This window comes from Gallibacterium faecale (genome assembly GCF_027920745.1).
GTDB classification, from domain to species: domain Bacteria; phylum Pseudomonadota; class Gammaproteobacteria; order Enterobacterales; family Pasteurellaceae; genus Gallibacterium; species Gallibacterium faecale.
This window is the reverse complement of the sequence record NZ_JAQIBB010000074.1, coordinates 1-20,665: the sequence shown is the minus strand read 5'-3', so window position 1 is coordinate 20,665 and position 20,665 is coordinate 1. Positions and strand designations below refer to the sequence as shown.

Here is a 20,665-nt window from a genome sequence, read left to right as displayed (position 1 = left end):
GGTTGTAGACGGTGTTGACAGCCGCGCTGGTTGCCACTGTTTCGTTGCTGGCTGAGTTGACGGCGCTGGATTTTTTGCTTTCTGCGATATACGGTGGAGCATTATCTGTTAAGCGTCTATCTGTAATTTTTCCGTCACTTGCAATATCTGCAATAATTTGCACATAATGCTGATAACCGTCTGAGCCAACATAGTCATTTTTATTTTCAGTGATATATTTAATCTCTGTTTCATACGCCCCCGTTACAGTTGCGTGATGACAAACATCAATATAAACAGATGCGGGCAGGACTGGCACTATAATTTCTGCTTGTTCTGTAATTGCAGCTCTAACTCCCTCTACATAGGCAGTTCCTGCTTCTAGCGTATAAATATTTCCGCTTTTGCGTTTCAACAAAAATGCGTTATCAAAAAAGACGGCTCGACCGTACAAGTCACGATTCGTTAAACGAATTTTTTCATCAATGCCGCTTAATCGCATTGTAAAATCAATTTGCCACGTTTCTGCACTAACCGATACATTGGCTAATTCTTGCGCACGTGGGAATTCGAGCAATACACTGCGAGTAATACTATTACCTTGCTTTTGCTCTTTATTTTTAATTTTTGATGTTAGCCCCGTATAAATCCCACAAGCTAACAAATTTTGTGATTTATTAACTAAGCCAACCCAGTTAAAGTCGAAATCGCCAATCTCCGTTCCGATCGTTACAGAATAAACAATCGCATTTTCATTTAATGCACCAATTTGCGACACTACTTGTCTATGCACAATTTGATTATCTTGTGGCACAGTCAAATAATTATCTAAATTATCTTCGGTTAAATTTGGAATATTGGCGAAAATAAATTCATCAAAAATAACAGGTGTGTGATTAATAATTGAGTCTCGAATATATGATTCAAACGCTTGAGTGAGTTTGCTAGACATAAAAATAAATTCCTTTTAACTATTATTATCAATTTATTTTTTATATATTTTGTTTTAACTATTTTGGTCTATAACAGATATATTCATTATCGAAAGATCTTACGGTTAAATATATCGGTAATTTTGTAATAACTTCAAATGTGTATCTTCTGCACGTTCTCCCGTATTTTCGAATAATTAAATTGAGTAATTCTTTGTTATGTGCCACCTGCGAGTCACTTAAAATAATTTTTATAACATCCCAATTTTCTGTATCGAACCGCTCCTCAATTTCCACATAGCCAATCCCTAATCGCTCAAATATGCGGATAAATCCCGCTTTACTGCCTGCATCTTGTGCATTAATAAATGCATATTTCACACGTTTACGGAATAGTGATAACGGCTCATTTTCAAAACGTTCTACATCTCTCGCATACGCAATTAAATTGAGCATTGTTTCACTGCAGTTATCTTCATCGAGTAACTTTAGCGGTAAATCAATCAATTTTTTAAATGAGTATTCCCACCACTTCGCAAAAAGATCAGCAATCTGTCGCAATGCTAAACCGTCCATCCAAAACGGCAATTTAATATTCACTAATTGCCTCCCTCTCTTCACTTATCGTTAAACTTCTAATACGAGGCACACTAAGATCGCTTTCTATATCTTGTTGCCCCCAGATTAACGATCCGATTTCAGGATACAACTGATGTATTTCTTCTCCCAATAACGACCAACTAAAACGCTTATACGGATAAACACGTGTAACATTAAAATTATTATTTTCGCGAAATGCACAACGTATAATATTTTCAACTTGCTGCAATATTTCCGCTTTTCTCGTTGTTGTTAAATTAATATCGGTATAAAAATAGACCTTGCAAATCAGATCATACTGTGTTTCTGGCATAGCGTAGCAAATCAAGTCATCACCGTGTCCATGCCATCCATCTTCTCTAACGTGCTGATTTACTTTATCAATAAAAGGCTGGCTAGCTACCCCAGTATCAAGCAATAAATACATATTTGCCGTTCCTGGTCCACGTGGTGCATCATGTTTAAAATAAATGCGATCTACTGATATTCCTGCAATCTCGGATGCCATCGCTTTATAGACGCTATCAATATGATGCTTTCCGCTTGCAGCAAATTGATTACGACAACGCATGCGCAATTCTTCGTCTGTTTCTTTATCCGCCCCTGGCGTAATTAACCAGTTTTCTTCATTTTCTACGCTGACAATGCCGTTAATTTGTTCCGCCAATACTCGATAATAACCTGCAGCTAAGTTATAACTTGTGCCTGCTTGCTCCGCAATAACAGGTACTTTTGCTGATAATTTTCCTTTTTCAATAACCGTATCTGCAGTAACAATTAGCTTAAAAATCGTGTCATTAATACGCTCAGTTTGCACGACCGTCCCCGCTTTAATCGTGATTGGCGTTAAATCGCTTTGTTTTGTAAACGTGATAACGCCCTCTGCTTTCGTCGCCTGCTTAAAATCAAGCCCCACACTCCACGCCATCATCTGCAACCAAGCACCCTGTGCAGTACGCAAAAATAAATTAGGCAAAATGTTATTAATCAGTTCATCAGTAAGCCATTTCACCGGCTGAACGGCGATAGCAGTCACCAAACGCCAGAATGGCGACATTCTGCTCGTATTCGTAATTAAATTTTCTTCTGCAGTAATGCGTTCAAACTGTTGTCTGATTTCTGTTTCTTGTGTCGGTAATCCCGATTCTCTTAAAATCTGTTCAAAGTTATTCATCAAGACTTACCCCCAATTCAATCGATCCAAAATCGTATGTTTCTGCAGTAATAAATAAACGATTTAAACTTTCTTCTGTGATAAAGATCGTCCCTGGTACTAAGCGTTCATCTTCTTCAATTAAAAATGTCATTTGCAAAATAATGTCACGTCGTAAAATGCGGCTACGTTCAGCAATTAATAACGTCACTAATCCGCTTTCTCGCAATGCGTGCTTGATGTCCTGCGCAATCGAAATGCGGTTATTGCACAAAATCGGCACGTTACCGCTATCTAGCGTGATATCGTCGTTAGTAATTAACAGATCAAAATATTTAGCTTCCATGTCCCATTCCTAACATTTGATAATCTTGCTGTCTTCGCATTGCTTGACCCAATGCTTGCGGGTCTTCTGCTTTTACTTCAACTTTTTGGATAACCATTGAATTATTAATCGCTTTATTTTGCGTCATTGCCGTTGTGATTAAGCCTTGCGTTTGTGAATTAATTTGCGGTTGTGCGTTTGGTTTAACGCTATCTTCTAACTGCACATTGTGATTCGTTTCAAATACGTTACTCACTTCAAATTCATTAAATTTCACACCGACAAAATCACCGACTTTGTTTACTTGTCGAATAATCCAGTTAAGCGAGTCCATAAACATTTTATAAATGCCATTAATCACATCTTTAAAGATATTCGACATTCCATTCGCTAACGCCCCAAAAATTTGTTTAGGATCGCTATTCTTCCAACCAGTAACAACACCATCCCACATAGTCATCAAGCTATCTGCAACATTAGAAAATAGCTCAACAATGTTTAAAAACTGCGTTGCTAATAACTCGATAAATCCTGCAACAATTTCTAATCCAGTGCCTAAGATATTTCCGATTACCATGCCAATTTCAAAAAATTTTCCCGCTGCTGCACTGCTTGCATTCGCTCCGCCCGTAATGCGGGCAAAAATATCTACAATCTTACTAATTGCCGTTTTAAAGATAGCAAACGCATTAAAAAGCGGTTGTAATCGTTCTGAAATGCTACCGAATCCAACTTTAATGCCCTCCCACAAACTCGATAATTGCGACCTGAATTTATAAACCAGTAAAGCAATGCCCGCGATAGCGATCGTAATCAACGAAATCGGGCTAAATAGCGCCATCATTGCTAGCCTTAAATAAGTGAACGGATTTAATAATCTGAAAGCGATATTAAACACCGATAAAAACAAACTTTTCACCGCAGACAACGGATTTAAAATTAACGTTAAAATGCTTTTAAACCCGGCAAAAACACCTTGTAATAAAGTCCCCTTGCTCGCCATTGATTTTAGTAAAGTCGGTAAAATAGCTAATCGCCATCTTAACCCTGCAACTAAAGACATTGCCCCGCCGAACGCTGACGCAAATACGCCTTTTAAAACAGTTACCCACTTCATAATAAATTTAATCGGCTGGATTGGTGCAGCTAATGACTTAACAAATGCCTTAATCCCACTGCCACCTTTCCCGACTGTTTCAACACCTTTGCCAAGTTTTAACATTGGTAATAATGCTGCGGTTGCCCCCACGCCAATTAATTTAAATGTCCCTACCAACAACATTAACGACGCACCCGCACCCGCTAATGACATCAACCCGACCCCGATATAGCCAATCAAGCGGGAGATATATTTATTAGCATTTAACCAATCAACAAAATACTTTCCTGCATCAGCGATTTTATTAGCAAGATTATTGATTTTCTTAAGCACCTCACCGCCAATCGCAATTTTTATCCCCTCAAGTATTGCACCAAACCGCTGCCATGGATCCGTCATTGCTTGTGCCATTTTAGTTAGCTCTGCCGTATCACTAACATTTCTTAAATCTTTGATATTTCCTTTTAAGTTACTTATCTGTGGTATTAATAACTTAATTAACGAAGTTGCTTGATCTGATCCGAATGCCGACCCAATTAAGTCACTAGCTGCTGTTTCGCTTAAATCCCCGTATTTATCTCTAATACGTTGCAAGATTGTCACCATATCTAGCATTCTGCCGTTATTATCGGTAAATTTCAGACCTAATTTCTCTTGTGCTTTTCCTACACCAGCTAAAAATGCTTTATATTTTGTACCCGCTTCGCTACCGCTCATTGTTGCTTGTAAACTACCTAATACCGCAAATTGTTCCGCTGCTTCAATCCCCGCTGATTTTGCTGCTGCACCAACGGCGGTAAAAGCTCCGCTCATACCATCACCTGTTGTTTTAAACATTTTTACGGCTAAAGCGGTTTGTCCTGCGATTTTATTTACCCAGTTTGATTTGCCCATTTTGTCCGCTTCATCGGCAAAAATACCGTACATTGTCCCCATGTAGTTGGTGATTGTTGCAGCGGTTGATTTTGTGCCTTTTGCCAATAAGTTAGATGCTTCGGTAAAAGCGGATAATTCGCTACCGCTTAAGCCTGCGATAGCGGACTGAATATCATACGCGGATCGGATAAAATCGGCTGATGCTCCACCGAACGACGAGGTAAAAGAGAGTGCTTTATCTTTTAATTGATCTAGGGCTTTTTCTGCGACACCAAGCGATTTCACTTCTCCTAATGCACGTTGTGCGTCTAATGCAGGTTGAAAAGCAGAAGCGATAGAATAGCCAGTTGCGACAATCCCCGCAGCACCTGCAGCGATATTCCCCATTGCTGCTTTGCCACGACTTGCAAGCGTATCCATCTGCTGCATAATACCCTTGATAGGTCCTGTAATTTGATCGTTGAGCTTTAATACATACTCAAGACCTGCCATTCCAAACGCCATAACATTACCCTTAACTACATCTCGACGACATACGTGTCGCCGAGATAATTACTCTAAAAACACTTACTAATACCTACTGCCACGGCATCAGCGAGATTTTCAAAAAATTGTTTGTTTAACCACACTGCCCGAGCAAGATTGATCTCCGAATTATCGGCTTCTGGCAAATAGTGCATTCTTAACGCTATCGCCTGTGAGTAGCCGTTATTCTCAATCGCACTCACTCGTTCAGTCAGTTTTTTACTGTGATTTCAATTTTCGGTAAAAATACTTCGTTCACTTTGCCAGCGATCTGCATTGCTAACCCTGGCACGTTAATAATCGTCAATAAATCGTCTTTGCACGCTTTATCAACAATTTGCAATAGATAATCTTTTGTCGGCGTTACTTTATTTGTATCTGTAAGATCATTAAATAATGCGTCAATCGCTGCATTATCACGATTAAACACTAACTCAACGCCTTTAATGTTAATCGTTACTTTATCTTTACCAGTAAGCTCATCTAATAATTGCTGTGCAGTTTTCATTGTTTATCTCCTTTATTATGTATATTTATACAGTTTGTTAATTGTTGATATGCCGTTACACAAATATCCGTTTGATTTAATGATTTATGCAACGCCATAACTAAATCTTTATTTGTTGTTATGTTTACCGATATTTGCTGACAAGCTACGGTTGTCGGGCAAAAGATTGGTTGTTTAATTAGTTTTGTTTCGGTTGTTGAGCAAGCGACTAACATCGCCAGGCACACGCTCATCACTCCAATTTTTATTACTTTCCAACGCTTCATTGATCGCCTTTTCTTGCTGTTGTGCAGCTTGTTGCATTTCAGAAACTTTATCTATCAATAATTGCTGTTGTTGTTGATAAACTTCGGCTTGTCGTTGCAACATTAAAATCTGTTGTTGATGTTCTAGCTTTAACCTTGTAATTTCTGCGTTTTTTTGCGTTTCAATCGCAACGATTTGTTTTTGTTTATCAATCGACTGTAAAAAAAGCCCCGCTCCATAAATACAGATCAGCAAAATAATAAAACCATGATCTTTTAATAGTTTGATAAGCATAATTTCCGCTCCTGCTCACGGCGTTTCACCAACCCCGGCAATTTTTCCCCACTCGCATAAACCCAACGAGTAAACTCATTACACATTTTTGGCGAATAACCTTGCCTTGCTAGCCTAAACAGTGTTGAGTTTTTTAACGTTGTACAGCCAACGTTAAAGGTAAGTGAGGTTAAGGCATCAAAAGCACCTTGTGGCATAGCTTGTCCGTTTGCATAACGGTTTACGCAGTTTTCTGCTTGTAATAAATCCGCTTGCCAGCGTTTAGCAATTTCATCTAGTGAGTACACTTTATTTTCGATTTTTTGCCCGCTATATTCGGTTGAGCCAATTCCCACCGTTAAGACATCACTCGGACATTGATACGGTTGTGTTCTGCACCCCTCTGCATTGCCGATAATTTCCAACCCCTTTTTACTTGTCGATACTGGATAAAAATTCACTACTAAGGCAATCACCGCAGCAACGGAACAAACCCCAACGATTTTTTTACTCATTGTTTTTTATCTCTGCTTGTCTGATTTCTAGTTCTAAACGTCGTAATTCATAATCTTTCTTTTTGTAGTACCACGTTAAAACCACAGTACAAAATCCAAATAAGATCCCAAAAATAGAACACCATTCATTCAGTGTTAAGCCGCTAAAAAATGCGACTGCAGATCCAAAAAACGACATATTTTCAAACTTATTCATCTGTTACCCCTTAAAATTAGGCGGTGAGATCCTCTTCTGCTTATAATTATTATTCTGTTAATGCCGATCTACCGCCTAAACCCGTTACCCGATTAAATCTCGGGTATCATATTCAGATAAATACGGAATGCCGTTAATACGCACAAAATCTGGGCTAGTCACGAAAAACTTAACCTTTGTTGTATGTTTTTGCCCACCTTTAAAATCAACGTTGAGAATATCGGTCGGCAATAACTTACACTCGAACGCCTCCACTTTCAGACGTTCTCCGCCTCGACTTGCAAAGAACACAAGATCAATCGTTGGAATATCACGATAAGATCCCGCTGCTGCAGCTGCTGCGGATAACTTGCTAAAGTTTCTTGCGTCTAGTTCGATTTCGCCATCCGCTTTCACATCTCCATCAACAAAGCCGTCTGGAATACCCCGAGTTTGTGCTACATCTGAACTATCACTAATATTTAAGCTGACCGATTCAGCATGAACTGGAAAACCGAGAACGAAAAAATCAACGTTCATTCCTGAAATTCTTGCACCCATCTATTAATCCCCCAACGTTTCTAAGTCTAAGAAAATATTTACAGTAATGTCTTTCGGGCAATCGTAAGGACGGATCTTCATATAAAGTTCAACCTTCACTTTGCTTTTCCAGACAATAGTAATTGCGTCATCTTTTGGAGGCATACATTCTCCTGGGAATTGTTTACCAGCCACTTCTGCCCCTTTACTCATATCTCGTAGTGGTTTCGCAAAATAGTTTTTGTGATACTCTGTACTTGCTGATGTAGAGTTAAACGAACGATCCGCAATTTTCGCGATAGCTAACAATCTCACTTTACGAGCAGCTTTATCCGCAATTCGCACATGTTCGATTACTTGATAATCTCCGTCCTCGACGTCCAATGTACGACCATCTGACCAATAGTAACCGTCATAATCTGGATACCACATAAATGTGGAATATCGAGCTTGCTCAAGTGCTTTTAAGTGTGCAATTTTGATTTCCGTACCGTCTTTATCTTTCGGTTTATCGTTACCGATATTGACTAATGCCCCTGTTTGTACTCGTGCTGGGCTATCGGCAATCGTTACCGCTGAATTGGCTAATCGCCCCGCTAACGCCCCAATATCATTACCCATCAAATTAGGTACTAACATCACATGATCGGCGACAATCGTTTTTTGTAATTCGGTTAAGCGGGCAACATACTGATCCCACGTTTCGCCGTTGCTTGAATCTGTACTGCAACCGTCTAACGCTTGAATAAAAAACGTGCGTCTGCTGTATGTCATCAATAATTCTTTTGATAATGCTTGTAGTGCGTTAATTGCAGCTTTATCAATGCCTGTTGTATAAGTATTTACGCAATATTCAAAACTCGATACCGTTTGTGCATCTCGTACAATTTGCGCAAAGTCATAGCTTGACTCATCTGCAATATAGACGTGTGCAAAAAAGTCTGTGTTTGCATTAAGCATGGCTGTATAGACTTGCTTTTTTAATGCAGTTTCTGTTGTACCGAAAATCTCATTAAGATCGCTGTCTGGCGTTACCGCCATTAATTTGCCTTTATTTTTTGTACCGACACCGACAAATAAAGCGTGTCGTTCAATTTCTTTCGTTTCACCGCTTAACAAATTAAGCGTATTAATCGTTGCTGATGGAAATGTCATATTTGCCCCTTTATTGTTTTAGTTATTTGCGTTCAATGCCTTTTCCACAAATTCCGCTAAAATATTCGCATTATGTTGTACATCCATATTTAGCGCCGGTCTGGCTGGTGTACCATTTTTTGCCTTATTTCCGCTTTTTTCTCTTTTCAAGATTATAATCAATATGCCAGCTCTCCCTTTGCTTACTGTCGCTTGTATCGCTTTTTTTGTTGGTTTTACTAACTTGCCTTTTTTGTTCTTAATTTGATACCCCAAAGACCGTAAGCGTATTGCTTGCTGTTCAGTACAAGGATCACTATTCCCTGTGTGCGTTGCTTTAATAGCTTCAAGTTCCGCCTTTGTTACTTCTGTTTTTTGTTGCCCGTAATGGTGCAACGCAGCTAATTCACTCTCTTTCTTATTGCGATACCCTAAAACTGCCTTTTGTCCGCTATTCTCGGTAATCGTCAGTAGTCGCCCACGACGGCACAGCATTTTTTTCCTGCTACCGCTTTTTCTTCTTTTCCACTGCTCCCCGTCTGGTGTACGTTGTGCAGTAACGTTTTTATTCGCTTCATTTTTTATTTTCCAAAGCGTTAGCTTTAAAACTTCTTTTTGCTTATGCTTTGGTAAACTTAACGCATTAAGCGTCCGTTTAAGTTTTCTGCGTGATGATGATGTAAAACCGTTAGTCAACGCCATTATTCATTGCCCCGTATTATTTCAAGCAAACTTATACAAAATATTATCTTGATAAAATACATCTTTATTTATTACTGAATTCTTTCTAATTATTTGTGCATTAATAAAACTTTCATAATTAGGACTTTTATTTTTCATAATAAAATTTATATAACTTATAAATTCGCTTTTTGTTGCACTAAAGAAAATAAATGGCGGTCTAGTCAGGTTAATTAATTCTGCAAAATCAACCACATTAAAATAATTATCCTGCTTATAAAACCGCTGTTCTGTGCATAAATAAGGCGGATCTAAAATAAATAATGTTTTTTCTTTATATTTATACTCTGCTAATAGCTTTTTAAAATCTTGTTTTGTTATGTGTATGTTTGTTAAATAGCTTTCCGCATTTAATTCACAATCGACAATACGATAATACAAATTAATCTTAGCAAGATCGTCAAACGTCTTTACTATTTTCCCGCTGAAAGCTAACCAGCTTCCTATTGTTAAATAATCTTTGTAACCGCTAAAGTTTTCTATTGCTGTTAATATTTCTTGTTTACATTGCTCACTAATTTTTTGTTTTTTGACATATTGATATTTATCAACAATATCTAATAATAAAACTCTCAATTTTTCCGTGTCGTTAATATGCTGTAAACGCTCAACATAATTGTCATAATCGTTATAAATAACGGTCGCTTTTGGTTTTAAATATTTAGCATTATTTGCCAGTAAACCACTCCCGCCGAACGCATCAACAATAGTCCAACCCTCACCGTCATTAGAAATATTGCTATCTAAAATATGCGCAAAATCTTTTAAAAAATTCCGTTTTTGTCCGACAAACGGGAGTGGTGCTTTGCTATACTTTTTAACTCGTTCTGTCATTTATAACCTCAACATCTTCGGCGACATAAATCGGTATCGGATTAATCTGATAGTTTTCACCATTAATAACGAGCTTCCCTCGTTCGCTTTTTAGTGCAGTAATCGGCTCTTCAAATTCAATATCAAATGTTAGATCAGCCGTTGAATCATCATAAATTTCGACATCAAAACCAATTTCAGAAAAATCTAGCCGATAACGTAACTCATCATTTTCATTCAACCAGATCTGAATATTCGCCATAATTTCGGCAACATTAAGCTGATTAAACGGTAATTCATTAAATAAAAAGGTTGCTTTATAGCGGATATGAGCAATCTCTATCCCCTCATCAGTGATATTTTTACCCTGATCAATCACTGTCCCGCTATCAATCCAAGCGAGCAGATTTTTGCGGTATCTCGTCGGCAACTGTTTCTGTAAAAAGCCGAGTAATTGTTGATATAACATTACACTAGCCATACTCCGCTCCGCTTTTTACCCTTTATTGCTCTTATTGCCATGGTTGCTTCTGTCAATAATGCTTTACGCTCTTGCACTAAATCCCGATTTTCGTGTACATCTCGTACTGATAACGTCATAAACTCTGGCAATAAATCCGCTTTTGCTCGTGCAAATACGGCTTTTTTGTACTGTATTTGTAAAAAGTTATCGCCATCAAATCTTACGCCACTAATGTTTTCGGCATATTGATAACCGTCTAATTGATATTTTTCTGCAACCTCTGCAAGCTCAATTTCCATTTCTTGCATTGCTTGTACCAACACCGCTCGCACCATCTCTAACGGAATTTGAAACGGTATCGCTCTTTGCTTTTGAAACTCTGCAATATTGATATTCCCCCAAAATCCAGTGCTTTCGATCACTTCATCTTGGTATTCAGTTACATTGCCATTTAGCATTTTTATTTACCCTCGCTTAATAAGGTGTGCCTCACGCAACTTAGCAATAGCGTCAGCAAATGTTATTTCTGATACTAATGCCGTTGGATCGGCACCTGGTGAGAGTTTTTTAATTCGCATTTCAACCCGATCAATGAGGGAATCAACCCCGCATTTTTGATAAATCTGTTTTGCGTTAATGATGAGATATAACGCAATCACTAACGCATTAATATCATCAATACTTGCAGCGTGTATCTTGCCGACTTTATTTCTAAGCAATATTGACGCTGCGAGTTTGTACCATTTCGCTGTTATGATTTCGTGCAACCGCCACGCATTCGCCACTTTTTCAAAAGTTTGGCTAAAATACGGCTCCACGCTCTGCGCAGCTGCTGCCAAGTTATCCGCCCACGCAAACACTTGATCAGCGACAAACGTCGGTAAATTACTTTTAAACTGTGATGGCATAAGTTGATTTTCGGCAATGGCTCGTTCGGCAAGTTGTAAAGCGTGAGCAATATTGCCAACATCAAACAGATAGACAATACAATAGATAAGGACATCATTTTGATATATCTCCCCTTTCTGCAGATATTCCTCAACAAATGGTAACCACTTCGGCAAGAAGTGATTACGCTTGTATTCTGCTCTATCTGCTAAACTTGAGATTTCACGAATTCGGGCAATATCGTTATTTAGTGCAATCTCTAATACTTGCGTTGTTGCATTTGTATTTTTCATTGTTTGATGCACTTGATCTGGTGTCTGTTGCTCTAGCTGTTTTAGTGCAATCACCCTTTTTTGATAGTCCCGAAACCCCATGATTCACCTCAATTAATCGCTATCGCCCGGTAATTTCACATTTTTAAATTCAACGGCAGTAAATAGCCCCGCATCTTCAACGACGTAACCTTCATTGCGATAATAGCTATCAATTACCCCTTTTAAATCTTCATCATTGCGATACGAACGACGCACGCTCGTTTCTTGCACATAGATACTTAAATTTGATAGCGTGGTAACGACTGCCCCACGAGCAGGGAAATTCGGCGGAACAATCGCACGCATACCGCCAAACGATCCCAATAAGTTTTGTGATCCTAAAACCGCTTTTTCTGTCGGTGTTAAACCGTGTGCTTTATTGATTAATTCGGCTTCTTTACCTACCAAATCAGCTCCGACTAAAAAGACTAAATCCCCACGATCACGATGGCGCAAATCAAGCCCACTTTTCAGATCAGCTGCAAGTTGATCGAGATTGTCATAATCTGCACCCTCGCCAAAAACGGCAATTTTTCCGACTGTTGCCCCGTCTTTCATCACATTTTCGGCACGTTCTTCACGCATTAATTGCATCCATCCTTTATTGACATCAGATAGATCTGCTGCGGAGGTATTGTCGGCAATAGATTCACCATACCAACCCACTTTAAGCTGATCTAAGGCAATTTGTGTCTGCACATATTCCGCATAGAGTGCTGCTAAACCATCTCCGAAACGGGCAAAATTATCAAACATTGCCCAAGGCACAATAATTCCGCTATCAGTTTCAACGCAGCGATATTGTCCTTGCGTATGATCTAAGGTTGCACGATGACGACCGACCTTTTGACGACCTGTAATTGGTTTTTCTGTTGCTCCACGCAATTTATAACCTGCCACATCAAGCACAAAATCAACGTTAATTGATTTTAAAAATTCAGATCGTTGTTGGATGTTTTGCCCAAGTAAAGCCGCCTTCGGTGCTTCTAACGCGAAGGATTCACCGCGAATTAAGGCTTCCGGATCAGTATTGTAATAAGCTGCAATATTGCGCAAAAACGCATAAAATTCTGGCTTACGTTTCATTTTGTCCCCTTTTCTTTAAATTTTTTTAAACTGGAATATTAAAGGCGGTTTTTGCCGGCTCGCCCTGCGGTACTTCGGTAACTGCCTTTTGTATCGCTTGATTAAATGCTTCTGTCAAGCTCTCTACTTTTGCAGCAAGTTCAGCAACTTGTTGTTCAGTGGCAAATTTTTGCGGTTCTGTTTTTTCTGTTTCCGTTGCAAATTTCGCTGGTTCTGTTTTTTCTTTTTCTGATTCTGTTTTTGCCTGAATAGCTGAAAAACCTGCAGCGATTGCAGCGGTAATGGTTGCTTCAAGTTGTGCAAATTGTTGTTTATCCATTGGTTCTTCCTCGTTATTGTTATTATTTTCGGAATTAAAAAGACGTGTAAAAAAGCGTTTTAATACTGATAGTTCTTGCTGTTCTTCATTTGTAAATAAAGATGCTGCTTCCAATTTTTCAGATTGACCGACAATTACATCATTGTTAATTCGCTTTGAAAAATGAAGCTGTGTTGTTCCAATGCTTGCCGGGCTGTCGGTAATTGCCAATCCAGTCAAATAGGCTGCGTTTGTATCTGCAAATTTCGGGGTAATTTCAACACTAGTAAATAACCCGACTCCCTCTTTATTCAATTCGAGCAAGCGAGCATTTGGTGCTAAGCGAGCATATAACTTTGTTTTATCGCCCTCATCTACTGCTTTTAACTCTTTCACTTGTCCGAAGTTTGATAAAAATCGGTAATGTTCAAGCCAGATGTTTGCCGTATAAAGTTCTGGATCGTAACTGTTTGCCATGGCGTGTAAATCAGCCGATGAAATTTCTCGACCGTCTGCGGTTTTTCCGCTTGTTGCAACACATACAAAATCAGTCACAAGCTCTAATTTTTTTGCCATTGTTTTTTTACTCTCTACGCATTAAAAATTGGATTTAGCACAATCTTGTTATTTTTTTGCGTAGATTGCATTAAGACAAATTCGGAAATAGTATGATATAAAGCGTTTTTTGCGTTTATCCTACTATTTCCGAAAAATCCCCCACGATTTTTTATTTTGTAATGCTCAAAATGCACTTTATGAGCGAAACAAAATTAAGAATTAGAAAATCATCACGTTATAGCGATGAGATTATTTACTCGGCTAAACACCTGTATTTAAAAAAATATACGCCTCAGGAGATTGCTAAAGAGTTAAAGCTCAATAGCCCTCGCCCTATCTACTATTGGGCGGAAAAATACAACTGGCGAAATTTATTAAGTGAACAGGGGATCGAAGAATTAATCTCGTTGCGAATACTCACGCTTGTTGATCGTGAAAATAAAACAGATCAAGAGATCAAAGAGTTAGAAGCTTTAATTGATAAAGATCTTGAGTATAAAAAGCAACGAGCGACTTTAGTCGCTAAAAATAGCAATACTGCTAATGACAACAATCAAGATACTAGTCATAACGCAGACAATAAAAAATCCAAGTCTAAACGACGTAAGAAAAATGATATATCGCACGTTACGCCAGAGATGATGCAGCCGTTTTTAGATACGTTATTTAGCTATCAGCTTACTTGTCGCGAAAACAAACATCAGAAAATACGCAATATTTTAAAATCACGTCAAATCGGTATGACGTATTACTTTGCGTTTGAAGCGTTAGAAGACGCGATTTTAACGGGTGATAACCAAATCTTTTTATCAGCCTCAAAACGACAAGCTGAAATCTTTTTAACGTATATCCGCAAAATGGCATTGCAGTATTTTGACGTCGAATTAAAAGGGAATCCGATTGTTTTAAGCAACGGCGCAGAATTGCACTTTTTATCGACCAACAAAAGTACAGCGCAAGGCTATCACGGGCATATCTACGGCGATGAATATGCGTGGTTGCGTAATTTTACCGAGTTTTATACTGTCGCATCAGCGATGGCAACACATAAAAAATGGCGTGAAACTTATTTCAGCACGCCTAGCTCAACACGACACGAAGCTTACAAATTTTGGAACGGCGACACTTGGCGAGGTGAAGATAGCAAACGGAAAAATATTGCTTTCCCAAGTTTTGCAGAAATGCGAAAAGGCGGGCGATTATGCCCTGATGAGCAATGGCGTTATGTTATTACGATTGAAGATGCGATTGCGGGCGGTGCGGATATTCTCTTTGATATTGATGCACTTAAACGCAAATACAGTCAAGCAGCATTCGATCAACTTTTCATGTGTAAGTGGATTGATGATGCTGATTCTATTTTCAATATCTCGCAACTGTTGAAATGTGCTGTTAATCCGCAAAAATGGAAAGATTTTGATAGAAACAGCGATCGACCACTTGATAATCGTGAAGTTTGGTGCGGGTATGATCCAGCTAAAAGTTATGACGGAGCGAGCTTTGTCGTGATTGCGCCACCTGCATTACCCCCTGAAAAATACCGTATTCTTGAGCGTCATCAGTGGCACGGCTTGAGCTATACATACCAAGCCGAACAAATTGAAAAAATTTATCAGCGTTATAACGTGACATATATCGGCATTGATACCAGCGGGGTTGGTGTTGGCGTGTATGAAATGATAAAAATGTTCGCCCGTCGAGAAGCAACGCCGATTATTTATAGCACAGAGAGTAAGTCCGCTTTGGTGTTAAAAGTACACCACCTTGTCGATAAAAATCTGCTCGAATGGGCGGAAGATGAAGCGGATATCCCCGCTGCGTTTTTAATGATTAAGCAAACAACAACCAGATCAGGTGATAGGACCACCTTTGTTGCCGAACGTACAAGCCAAAATCAACACGCTGACGTATTTTGGGCAATCGCTAACGCTATCAACCGTAAAGAGTTAAACAATAAACCACGTCGTCGATCAACTTGGGCAATGAATTAAGAGGGAAAAACTATGGCTAAATATTATTTAAAACAAAAGCAAAATAAAACGGTAACGCAACAAATGCCACAAACTTTTAGCAAATTTGAGCCATCAGGTATTGAACATTTAGGCTTAATTATTGATAACACGCTAGATTGTTATTTACCACCGTACAATCGGGCTATTTTAGCAAAATTACCGTATTACAATGCCCAACATTGCGGAATATTACAAAGTCGAGCAAATATCGTTAGTTCTGGCTATAACGGCGATTTTGTCGATATGAAAACACTTTGTTTAAATCTTATTCAGTTTGGCGATGTAGCTCTATTAAAAATTCGTAATGTGTTCGGCGAAGTTATACGTTTGCACGTTTTATCGTCTTTGTATTTGCGAGTTAAAAAAGACGGCAATTATCTCTATTTATTTAGAAAAGCACTGTATAACGATAAAACCCAGTATTACGAGTACAAGCATGACGATATTATTTTTATTAAACTTTATGACCCCTTACAACAAACCTACGGTGCGCCCGACTATGTCGGTGGGATTGAATCCGCTTTATTGAATAGCGATGCAACTATCTTCCGCCGTCGTTATTACTCAAACGGCGCGCATATGGGCTTTATTCTTTACACTACTGACCCCGACCTTGATCAAGACGCAGAAGATGCAATCCGCAAAAAAATTGAACAGTCTAAAGGCGTGGGTAATTTTAAGAGTATGTTTATTAATATTCCCGACGGCAACCCAGACGGAGTGAAATTAATTTCTGTCGGAGATACTGGTCGAAAAGATGAATTTAATGCTGTGAAAAATATTTCTGCTCAAGATGTTCTCACCGCTCACCGTTTCCCGCCCGGTTTATCAGGCATTATTCCGAGCAATACTGGCGGTTTAGGCGACCCAATAAAAATTTTAGCAGCTTATCGAGAAACTGAAGCTTACCCGCTGCAGGATTTTATCGCATATCAAATCAATAAAGATCCCGATATTGGCAATAAAAATCGCATTATTTTTAAGCAAACATATACAAAGACAAAATAATTTTTTACAGATTAACGGGTTACTTTTTGTCAACAACAAATACTGTATATTTAAACAGTGTTTTTATTGTAACTACTTGATAATCTGATAAAATAAAATCATTGTTTTTGGGGTAAGAGAGGGTTTGACAATGGCAAAAATTTTTACAATTTATTGCCGGCATTGCGGTCATAAAGCTTACATTACAAGATCGGTCAGAGAACACGCAGATTTAACAAAATTATACTGTACTTGTACTAATCAAGATTGTAATCATAAATTCGTGCAAAACGTCGAATACTCTCACACTGTCAGATCATCAGATTTAGTCAAAAACACATTGTTGCTTAACTTAATTGATAAATTATCTCGAGATGAGCAACAAAAAATCTTTGATCATATTCAACAAAAAAACCGCTAAAAAGCGGTTTTTTTATTAAAAATCTCTTGTGTTTTATTATTGTATTGAATATAATAAATTTATCTAGCAAGGGGCTAGAAACAGCAAACCCCACGCTGTATAGAGTGGGGCTTAACAATAGGAATTAGGATTATGCGAACCGTTATGCTTATAATCCTGTTCATCTTACTAATAGCGATTAGCACAAACGCTCATTAGTAATTGAACTAAGTCCTAGCAACAGCTACCACTGTTGCTAGGCAATTCCTAAATACTATAAACAACATAAATATAAAAAGCAAGAGGTTAAAAATGGCAAACAGCAACACAGAACACAGTAAAAAACTACGCTCTAAAACCGCAGCAGCATACAATAAAAAAGCACTTGAAAATGGTAAAGTTAAAGCGATTTCATTACGCCTTGACGCTGCTCTAGCTGATGAATTTGATGCTATTCTCGCAGAACTTGCTGATAATCGCCCGAATGGCATTAAAAAACTTTGTGAAATTTATCGTAATCTAAATAAATAAATTTGTTTTAAACGTTGAATTTTCTCGCTCAACGGATACATCAAAATTAGATAAATTATCTTTTGAAGATAAAGAGAAGATTTTTAACTCACTACTTCCACAGATGTCTGAAAAAAACCGCTAAAAAGCGGTTTTTTTATTATGCTGAAAGTAATTTATCTGTTGCAAGTTGTGCTAAAAAACCACTACGGCTTTTATATTCTGGGTGAGTTGCAATAAACGCATCAATTTTATGTAATAGCAAAGCTGGTAGAGTAATATTAATTTTTTCCGCTTTACCCATCACATGCGATAAGTCAACATCAACAAAAGTAAAAGTAAATCCATCAAACTCTTTATTATTCATATGTGCTTTTATATCGGTCGGTAAAGGAATCTCTTCCCCATCTTCTAATAATCCCTCGATATGAAAGGCAATAGCCTCTTTCGCATTAATATAGGCTTCTTCTAGCGTATCCCCAGCAGAAAAGCAGCCCGGAATATCAGGTACAATCACCCCGAAAGCGTGTTTATCATCGCCCATTTCAATCCCAATCGGATATAACATATAGACCTCTCTTTATCAAAAATGGGGGTTATTTCAACCCCGCTTGTTTTAATATTGAATTTACCGTTTTTATTTGTAAATCCTTTTTTGGATGCGGAACTGTTGTCCGTCCTTTCTTTATCGGGTGTTTAAATTGATGATGACTACCAACCACATTAACCAAGTACCACCCGTCTTTTTCAAGCATTTTTATTAATGTTTTACTATCCACCTTTTATCTTCCTGTTATCTATTTAATGGTTATTATACCCACTTTTGTTATTATGTCAATAATTTTATGGGTATAGTGGTTATTTTATATAAAAAATCACTCTATGCCATTCGGTACGCTCTTTTTTCTGCTGCGTTTCTTTATCTACCCAGTTTTCCGATGTGGCAACGCTCACATTCGCAATCGACCCATTTTGAAAAATCTTCACGTCAATGTTGCCGATATTTCCGATAATAATTACTTTATTAATTCCAGCCATATTTACTCCTTTGTTTTACAAAAATAGTTAATGTTTCCTTAGCCTATCTAGACCAGATCCCCTATTTTTAGCCACAACTTCCCCTCGTTGTTTCATCAACAACTGCCCATTTCTGACTTCTAAATAGTTAAACCTCGTTATATACAACCGATTTCTGTTCAATAAATAATCAATATGATGTTCTGTTGCTGTTCCTAAGATCAAATTCAGTTCACTTCTTAGCATTTGTTTAATATTTAAACGGTTACAGTTATTGACACAAGTCCAAGGGCGGGCAAGCCCGCCAATTTGAGCAGATTCACGATCTGCGGTTGTGGCGACATCTTCGCTTTGCGATTTCTTTTTGATTGCCCATTTCTTTGTTCTGGTTTTAATGATTTCAGGGTTCGGGTTGTTTTTTGGATTTTCCATCACGCCAACCACCTTTTTATAAGTTTGACCGTCGGCGTTCGGTTCGCTTTCTTCATATTTCAATACCGCAAGCCATTCATTCCGGCTTGCTCCTGCTCCGCCTTGTCTTTGCAAAAATGCAGCTTGATCGCCAATATCCGCACAAAGGCGTAATTCTTCTAATTTGTTGTTTTCTAATGCTCGTGTTAAACGACGCAATTCACGCCAAACGCCAATGCTACTTGCTCCATAAAACTGAAATTGTCTAAATCCCCATAAGCTCGCCCATGCTTTAACACGTTTTGCATTGTCTTTTAGTGATAAGTTTTCGACTTCGTCCGACATTTCGCCATTTTGAGCAAAACCATCTATATTTTTTGCGAGATATTTACCAAGATAACCAGCTGCCGATCCTAATTCTTTGTCGAGTTCATCTACTTTTAAACGGTGTTCTTTTGCCCCTTTTTCGTCCCCGTCTTGATCGAGGGCTTTTTGGCGAAATAACTCGATTACGGCTGCCTTGTGATCTGCGTGTACAAATAGCAATAAATGCCAATGCGGGGTAGCATCGTGATGTGGTTCGGCAATTCTTACGCCGTAAAATTTAATCCCTCTTTTTGCTAATAACGCGCGATAGCGTTGCCACACCGCATTTAAATATTGATGGGTTTCGCGAGGGCTTGCACCGTTCCATTTTTTATTTTGTGCGCCATTTTGATGTTGTGCGTGATAGGCTGATGGAGCAGTTAGCGTGATAAATAAACCGACGGCGTTTTCACTTTCTGCCCATTCTTCTATGCCCCGCAATCTTGTCATCATCTCCAAACGACGCAAAGATGGATTAGATGAGGAGCGGAGATACATATCAAGTAAATCGACTTGTTCGTTAGGATCGTCGATATTCTCAAGCACCATTTGCTTTAAAAAATCGTAATTCTTTTTGACTTGCTGTGCGTGTTGATAAAAGGCACTGTTTGAGATATAAGGCGCAACACGTTTTTGCACTTCACCGCACGCAATAGCGATATGCTCAACTTGTCGCTTTTGCGTTTGTTGCATACGCTTTAGCCAATATTTTTTACGAGCAATTTCTGCTAGGGCTTTATCAACTTGTGCGTTAGATAGCGGTTTGCTCTCTATATCATTAAATTGCTGCCAGTAACGAATTGGGAAACCCAGATGTTCAAGCAGATCTCCTAGCTTTTGATACAGTTCGACAAAAATAGCGTCTTTATCTGCAGTGGATAACTCATGCTTTTGCTCCGCATATTGCAAGATAAAATCATA

Annotated in this window: 28 protein-coding genes; 4 read left to right on the top strand and 24 right to left on the bottom strand. The window is 38.4% G+C overall.

Annotation, left to right across the window (positions count from 1 at the left end):
• The 20 genes from PF272_RS08665 to PF272_RS08575 all read right to left on the bottom strand — a co-directional run.
• Window positions 1–931 (bottom strand): phage tail-collar fiber domain-containing protein (locus PF272_RS08665; RefSeq protein WP_271142435.1); only part of this gene is annotated, 931 nt, incomplete at its 3' end.
• A 58-nt stretch (window positions 932–989) separates the two neighbouring features.
• A complete protein-coding gene (locus PF272_RS08660) occupies window positions 990–1,511 on the bottom strand; it encodes a phage tail protein (RefSeq protein WP_271142434.1) in 522 nt (173 codons plus the stop codon).
• Window positions 1,501–2,685, bottom strand: a complete 1,185-nt coding sequence (locus PF272_RS08655) for a baseplate J/gp47 family protein (protein WP_271142433.1) — start codon at window positions 2,683–2,685, stop codon at window positions 1,501–1,503. The genes PF272_RS08660 and PF272_RS08655 overlap by 11 nt, the downstream gene beginning before the upstream one ends.
• Window positions 2,678–3,010, bottom strand: a complete 333-nt coding sequence (locus PF272_RS08650) for a DUF2590 family protein (RefSeq protein WP_271142432.1) — start codon at window positions 3,008–3,010, stop codon at window positions 2,678–2,680. The genes PF272_RS08655 and PF272_RS08650 overlap by 8 nt, the downstream gene beginning before the upstream one ends.
• Window positions 3,000–5,468, bottom strand: coding sequence for a phage tail tape measure protein (locus tag PF272_RS08645; protein ID WP_271142431.1), 2,469 nt, complete (start codon window positions 5,466–5,468; stop codon window positions 3,000–3,002). Before PF272_RS08645 ends, PF272_RS08650 begins: the two co-directional genes overlap by 11 nt.
• Before the next feature lie 53 nt (window positions 5,469–5,521).
• Entirely contained in the window at window positions 5,522–5,644 is a 123-nt protein-coding gene (locus tag PF272_RS13005) for a DUF6890 family protein (protein WP_413789443.1), read from the bottom strand.
• 56 nt (window positions 5,645–5,700) lie between these two features.
• Window positions 5,701–5,997 (bottom strand): putative phage tail assembly chaperone, encoded by a 297-nt coding sequence (locus PF272_RS08640; RefSeq protein WP_271142430.1) that lies wholly within the window; start codon window positions 5,995–5,997, stop codon window positions 5,701–5,703.
• On the bottom strand, window positions 5,994–6,212 hold the full coding sequence (locus PF272_RS08635; RefSeq protein ID WP_271142429.1) for a hypothetical protein: 219 nt from the start codon (window positions 6,210–6,212) through the stop codon (window positions 5,994–5,996). The genes PF272_RS08640 and PF272_RS08635 overlap by 4 nt, the downstream gene beginning before the upstream one ends.
• Window positions 6,172–6,537 carry a LysB family transcriptional regulator gene (locus PF272_RS08630; protein ID WP_271142428.1) on the bottom strand — a complete coding sequence of 122 codons (366 nt, stop codon included), beginning with the start codon at window positions 6,535–6,537 and terminating at the stop codon, window positions 6,172–6,174. The genes PF272_RS08635 and PF272_RS08630 overlap by 41 nt, the downstream gene beginning before the upstream one ends.
• Complete coding sequence (locus tag PF272_RS08625; RefSeq protein WP_271142427.1) at window positions 6,519–7,031, bottom strand: lysozyme; 513 nt, start codon at window positions 7,029–7,031, stop codon at window positions 6,519–6,521. Before PF272_RS08625 ends, PF272_RS08630 begins: the two co-directional genes overlap by 19 nt.
• The gene (locus PF272_RS08620; protein ID WP_271142426.1) at window positions 7,024–7,227 is read right to left on the bottom strand and encodes an HP1 family phage holin; all 204 of its coding nucleotides are present in this window, start codon (window positions 7,225–7,227) and stop codon (window positions 7,024–7,026) included. The genes PF272_RS08625 and PF272_RS08620 overlap by 8 nt, the downstream gene beginning before the upstream one ends.
• 84 nt (window positions 7,228–7,311) lie before the next feature.
• Window positions 7,312–7,767 (bottom strand): phage protein, encoded by a 456-nt coding sequence (locus PF272_RS08615; RefSeq protein WP_271142425.1) that lies wholly within the window; start codon window positions 7,765–7,767, stop codon window positions 7,312–7,314.
• A gap of 3 nt (window positions 7,768–7,770) precedes the next feature.
• Window positions 7,771–8,901: a DUF2586 domain-containing protein gene (locus PF272_RS08610; protein ID WP_271142424.1), complete on the bottom strand. Its 1,131-nt coding sequence runs from the start codon at window positions 8,899–8,901 to the stop codon at window positions 7,771–7,773.
• An 18-nt stretch (window positions 8,902–8,919) separates the two neighbouring features.
• Window positions 8,920–9,582: a phage virion morphogenesis protein gene (locus tag PF272_RS08605; RefSeq protein WP_271142423.1), complete on the bottom strand. Its 663-nt coding sequence runs from the start codon at window positions 9,580–9,582 to the stop codon at window positions 8,920–8,922.
• Window positions 9,583–9,603: 21 nt separating this feature from the next.
• A complete protein-coding gene (locus PF272_RS08600; RefSeq protein WP_271142422.1) occupies window positions 9,604–10,455 on the bottom strand; it encodes a DNA adenine methylase in 852 nt (283 codons plus the stop codon).
• Complete coding sequence (locus tag PF272_RS08595) at window positions 10,439–10,915, bottom strand: phage tail protein (RefSeq protein WP_271142421.1); 477 nt, start codon at window positions 10,913–10,915, stop codon at window positions 10,439–10,441. The genes PF272_RS08600 and PF272_RS08595 overlap by 17 nt, the downstream gene beginning before the upstream one ends.
• Window positions 10,903–11,355: a head completion/stabilization protein gene (locus PF272_RS08590; protein WP_271142420.1), complete on the bottom strand. Its 453-nt coding sequence runs from the start codon at window positions 11,353–11,355 to the stop codon at window positions 10,903–10,905. The genes PF272_RS08595 and PF272_RS08590 overlap by 13 nt, the downstream gene beginning before the upstream one ends.
• A gap of 6 nt (window positions 11,356–11,361) precedes the next feature.
• Window positions 11,362–12,159 carry a phage terminase small subunit gene (gpM, locus tag PF272_RS08585; RefSeq protein ID WP_271142419.1) on the bottom strand — a complete coding sequence of 266 codons (798 nt, stop codon included), beginning with the start codon at window positions 12,157–12,159 and terminating at the stop codon, window positions 11,362–11,364.
• 12 nt (window positions 12,160–12,171) lie between these two features.
• The gene (locus PF272_RS08580) at window positions 12,172–13,185 is read right to left on the bottom strand and encodes a phage major capsid protein, P2 family (RefSeq protein ID WP_271142418.1); all 1,014 of its coding nucleotides are present in this window, start codon (window positions 13,183–13,185) and stop codon (window positions 12,172–12,174) included.
• 25 nt (window positions 13,186–13,210) lie between these two features.
• On the bottom strand, window positions 13,211–14,059 hold the full coding sequence (locus tag PF272_RS08575) for a GPO family capsid scaffolding protein (RefSeq protein ID WP_271142417.1): 849 nt from the start codon (window positions 14,057–14,059) through the stop codon (window positions 13,211–13,213).
• Window positions 14,060–14,238: 179 nt separating this feature from the next.
• Here PF272_RS08575 and PF272_RS08570 point away from each other — a divergent pair, with 179 nt between their 5' ends.
• The 4 genes from PF272_RS08570 to PF272_RS08560 all read left to right on the top strand — a co-directional run bounded on the left by PF272_RS08570 (window position 14,239) and on the right by PF272_RS08560 (window position 17,971).
• On the top strand, window positions 14,239–16,032 hold the full coding sequence (locus PF272_RS08570; protein WP_271142416.1) for a terminase large subunit domain-containing protein: 1,794 nt from the start codon (window positions 14,239–14,241) through the stop codon (window positions 16,030–16,032).
• A 12-nt stretch (window positions 16,033–16,044) separates the two neighbouring features.
• Window positions 16,045–17,061, top strand: a complete 1,017-nt coding sequence (locus PF272_RS08565; RefSeq protein WP_271142415.1) for a phage portal protein — start codon at window positions 16,045–16,047, stop codon at window positions 17,059–17,061.
• 130 nt (window positions 17,062–17,191) lie between these two features.
• A complete protein-coding gene (locus tag PF272_RS13000) occupies window positions 17,192–17,461 on the top strand; it encodes an Ogr/Delta-like zinc finger protein (protein WP_413789442.1) in 270 nt (89 codons plus the stop codon).
• A 291-nt stretch (window positions 17,462–17,752) separates the two neighbouring features.
• Entirely contained in the window at window positions 17,753–17,971 is a 219-nt protein-coding gene (locus PF272_RS08560) for a hypothetical protein (protein WP_271142414.1), read from the top strand.
• Between the two features lie 139 nt (window positions 17,972–18,110).
• Here PF272_RS08560 and PF272_RS08555 read toward each other — a convergent pair whose 3' ends face one another.
• The 4 genes from PF272_RS08555 to PF272_RS08540 all read right to left on the bottom strand — a co-directional run.
• A complete protein-coding gene (locus tag PF272_RS08555) occupies window positions 18,111–18,518 on the bottom strand; it encodes a type II toxin-antitoxin system HicB family antitoxin (RefSeq protein WP_271142413.1) in 408 nt (135 codons plus the stop codon).
• A 28-nt stretch (window positions 18,519–18,546) separates the two neighbouring features.
• The gene (locus PF272_RS08550; protein WP_039133250.1) at window positions 18,547–18,729 is read right to left on the bottom strand and encodes a type II toxin-antitoxin system HicA family toxin; all 183 of its coding nucleotides are present in this window, start codon (window positions 18,727–18,729) and stop codon (window positions 18,547–18,549) included.
• Window positions 18,730–18,808: 79 nt separating this feature from the next.
• Entirely contained in the window at window positions 18,809–18,988 is a 180-nt protein-coding gene (locus tag PF272_RS08545) for a single-stranded DNA-binding protein (protein WP_271142412.1), read from the bottom strand.
• A 27-nt stretch (window positions 18,989–19,015) separates the two neighbouring features.
• On the bottom strand, window positions 19,016–20,665 hold a 1,650-nt coding region (locus PF272_RS08540), incomplete at its 5' end, for a replication endonuclease (RefSeq protein ID WP_271142411.1).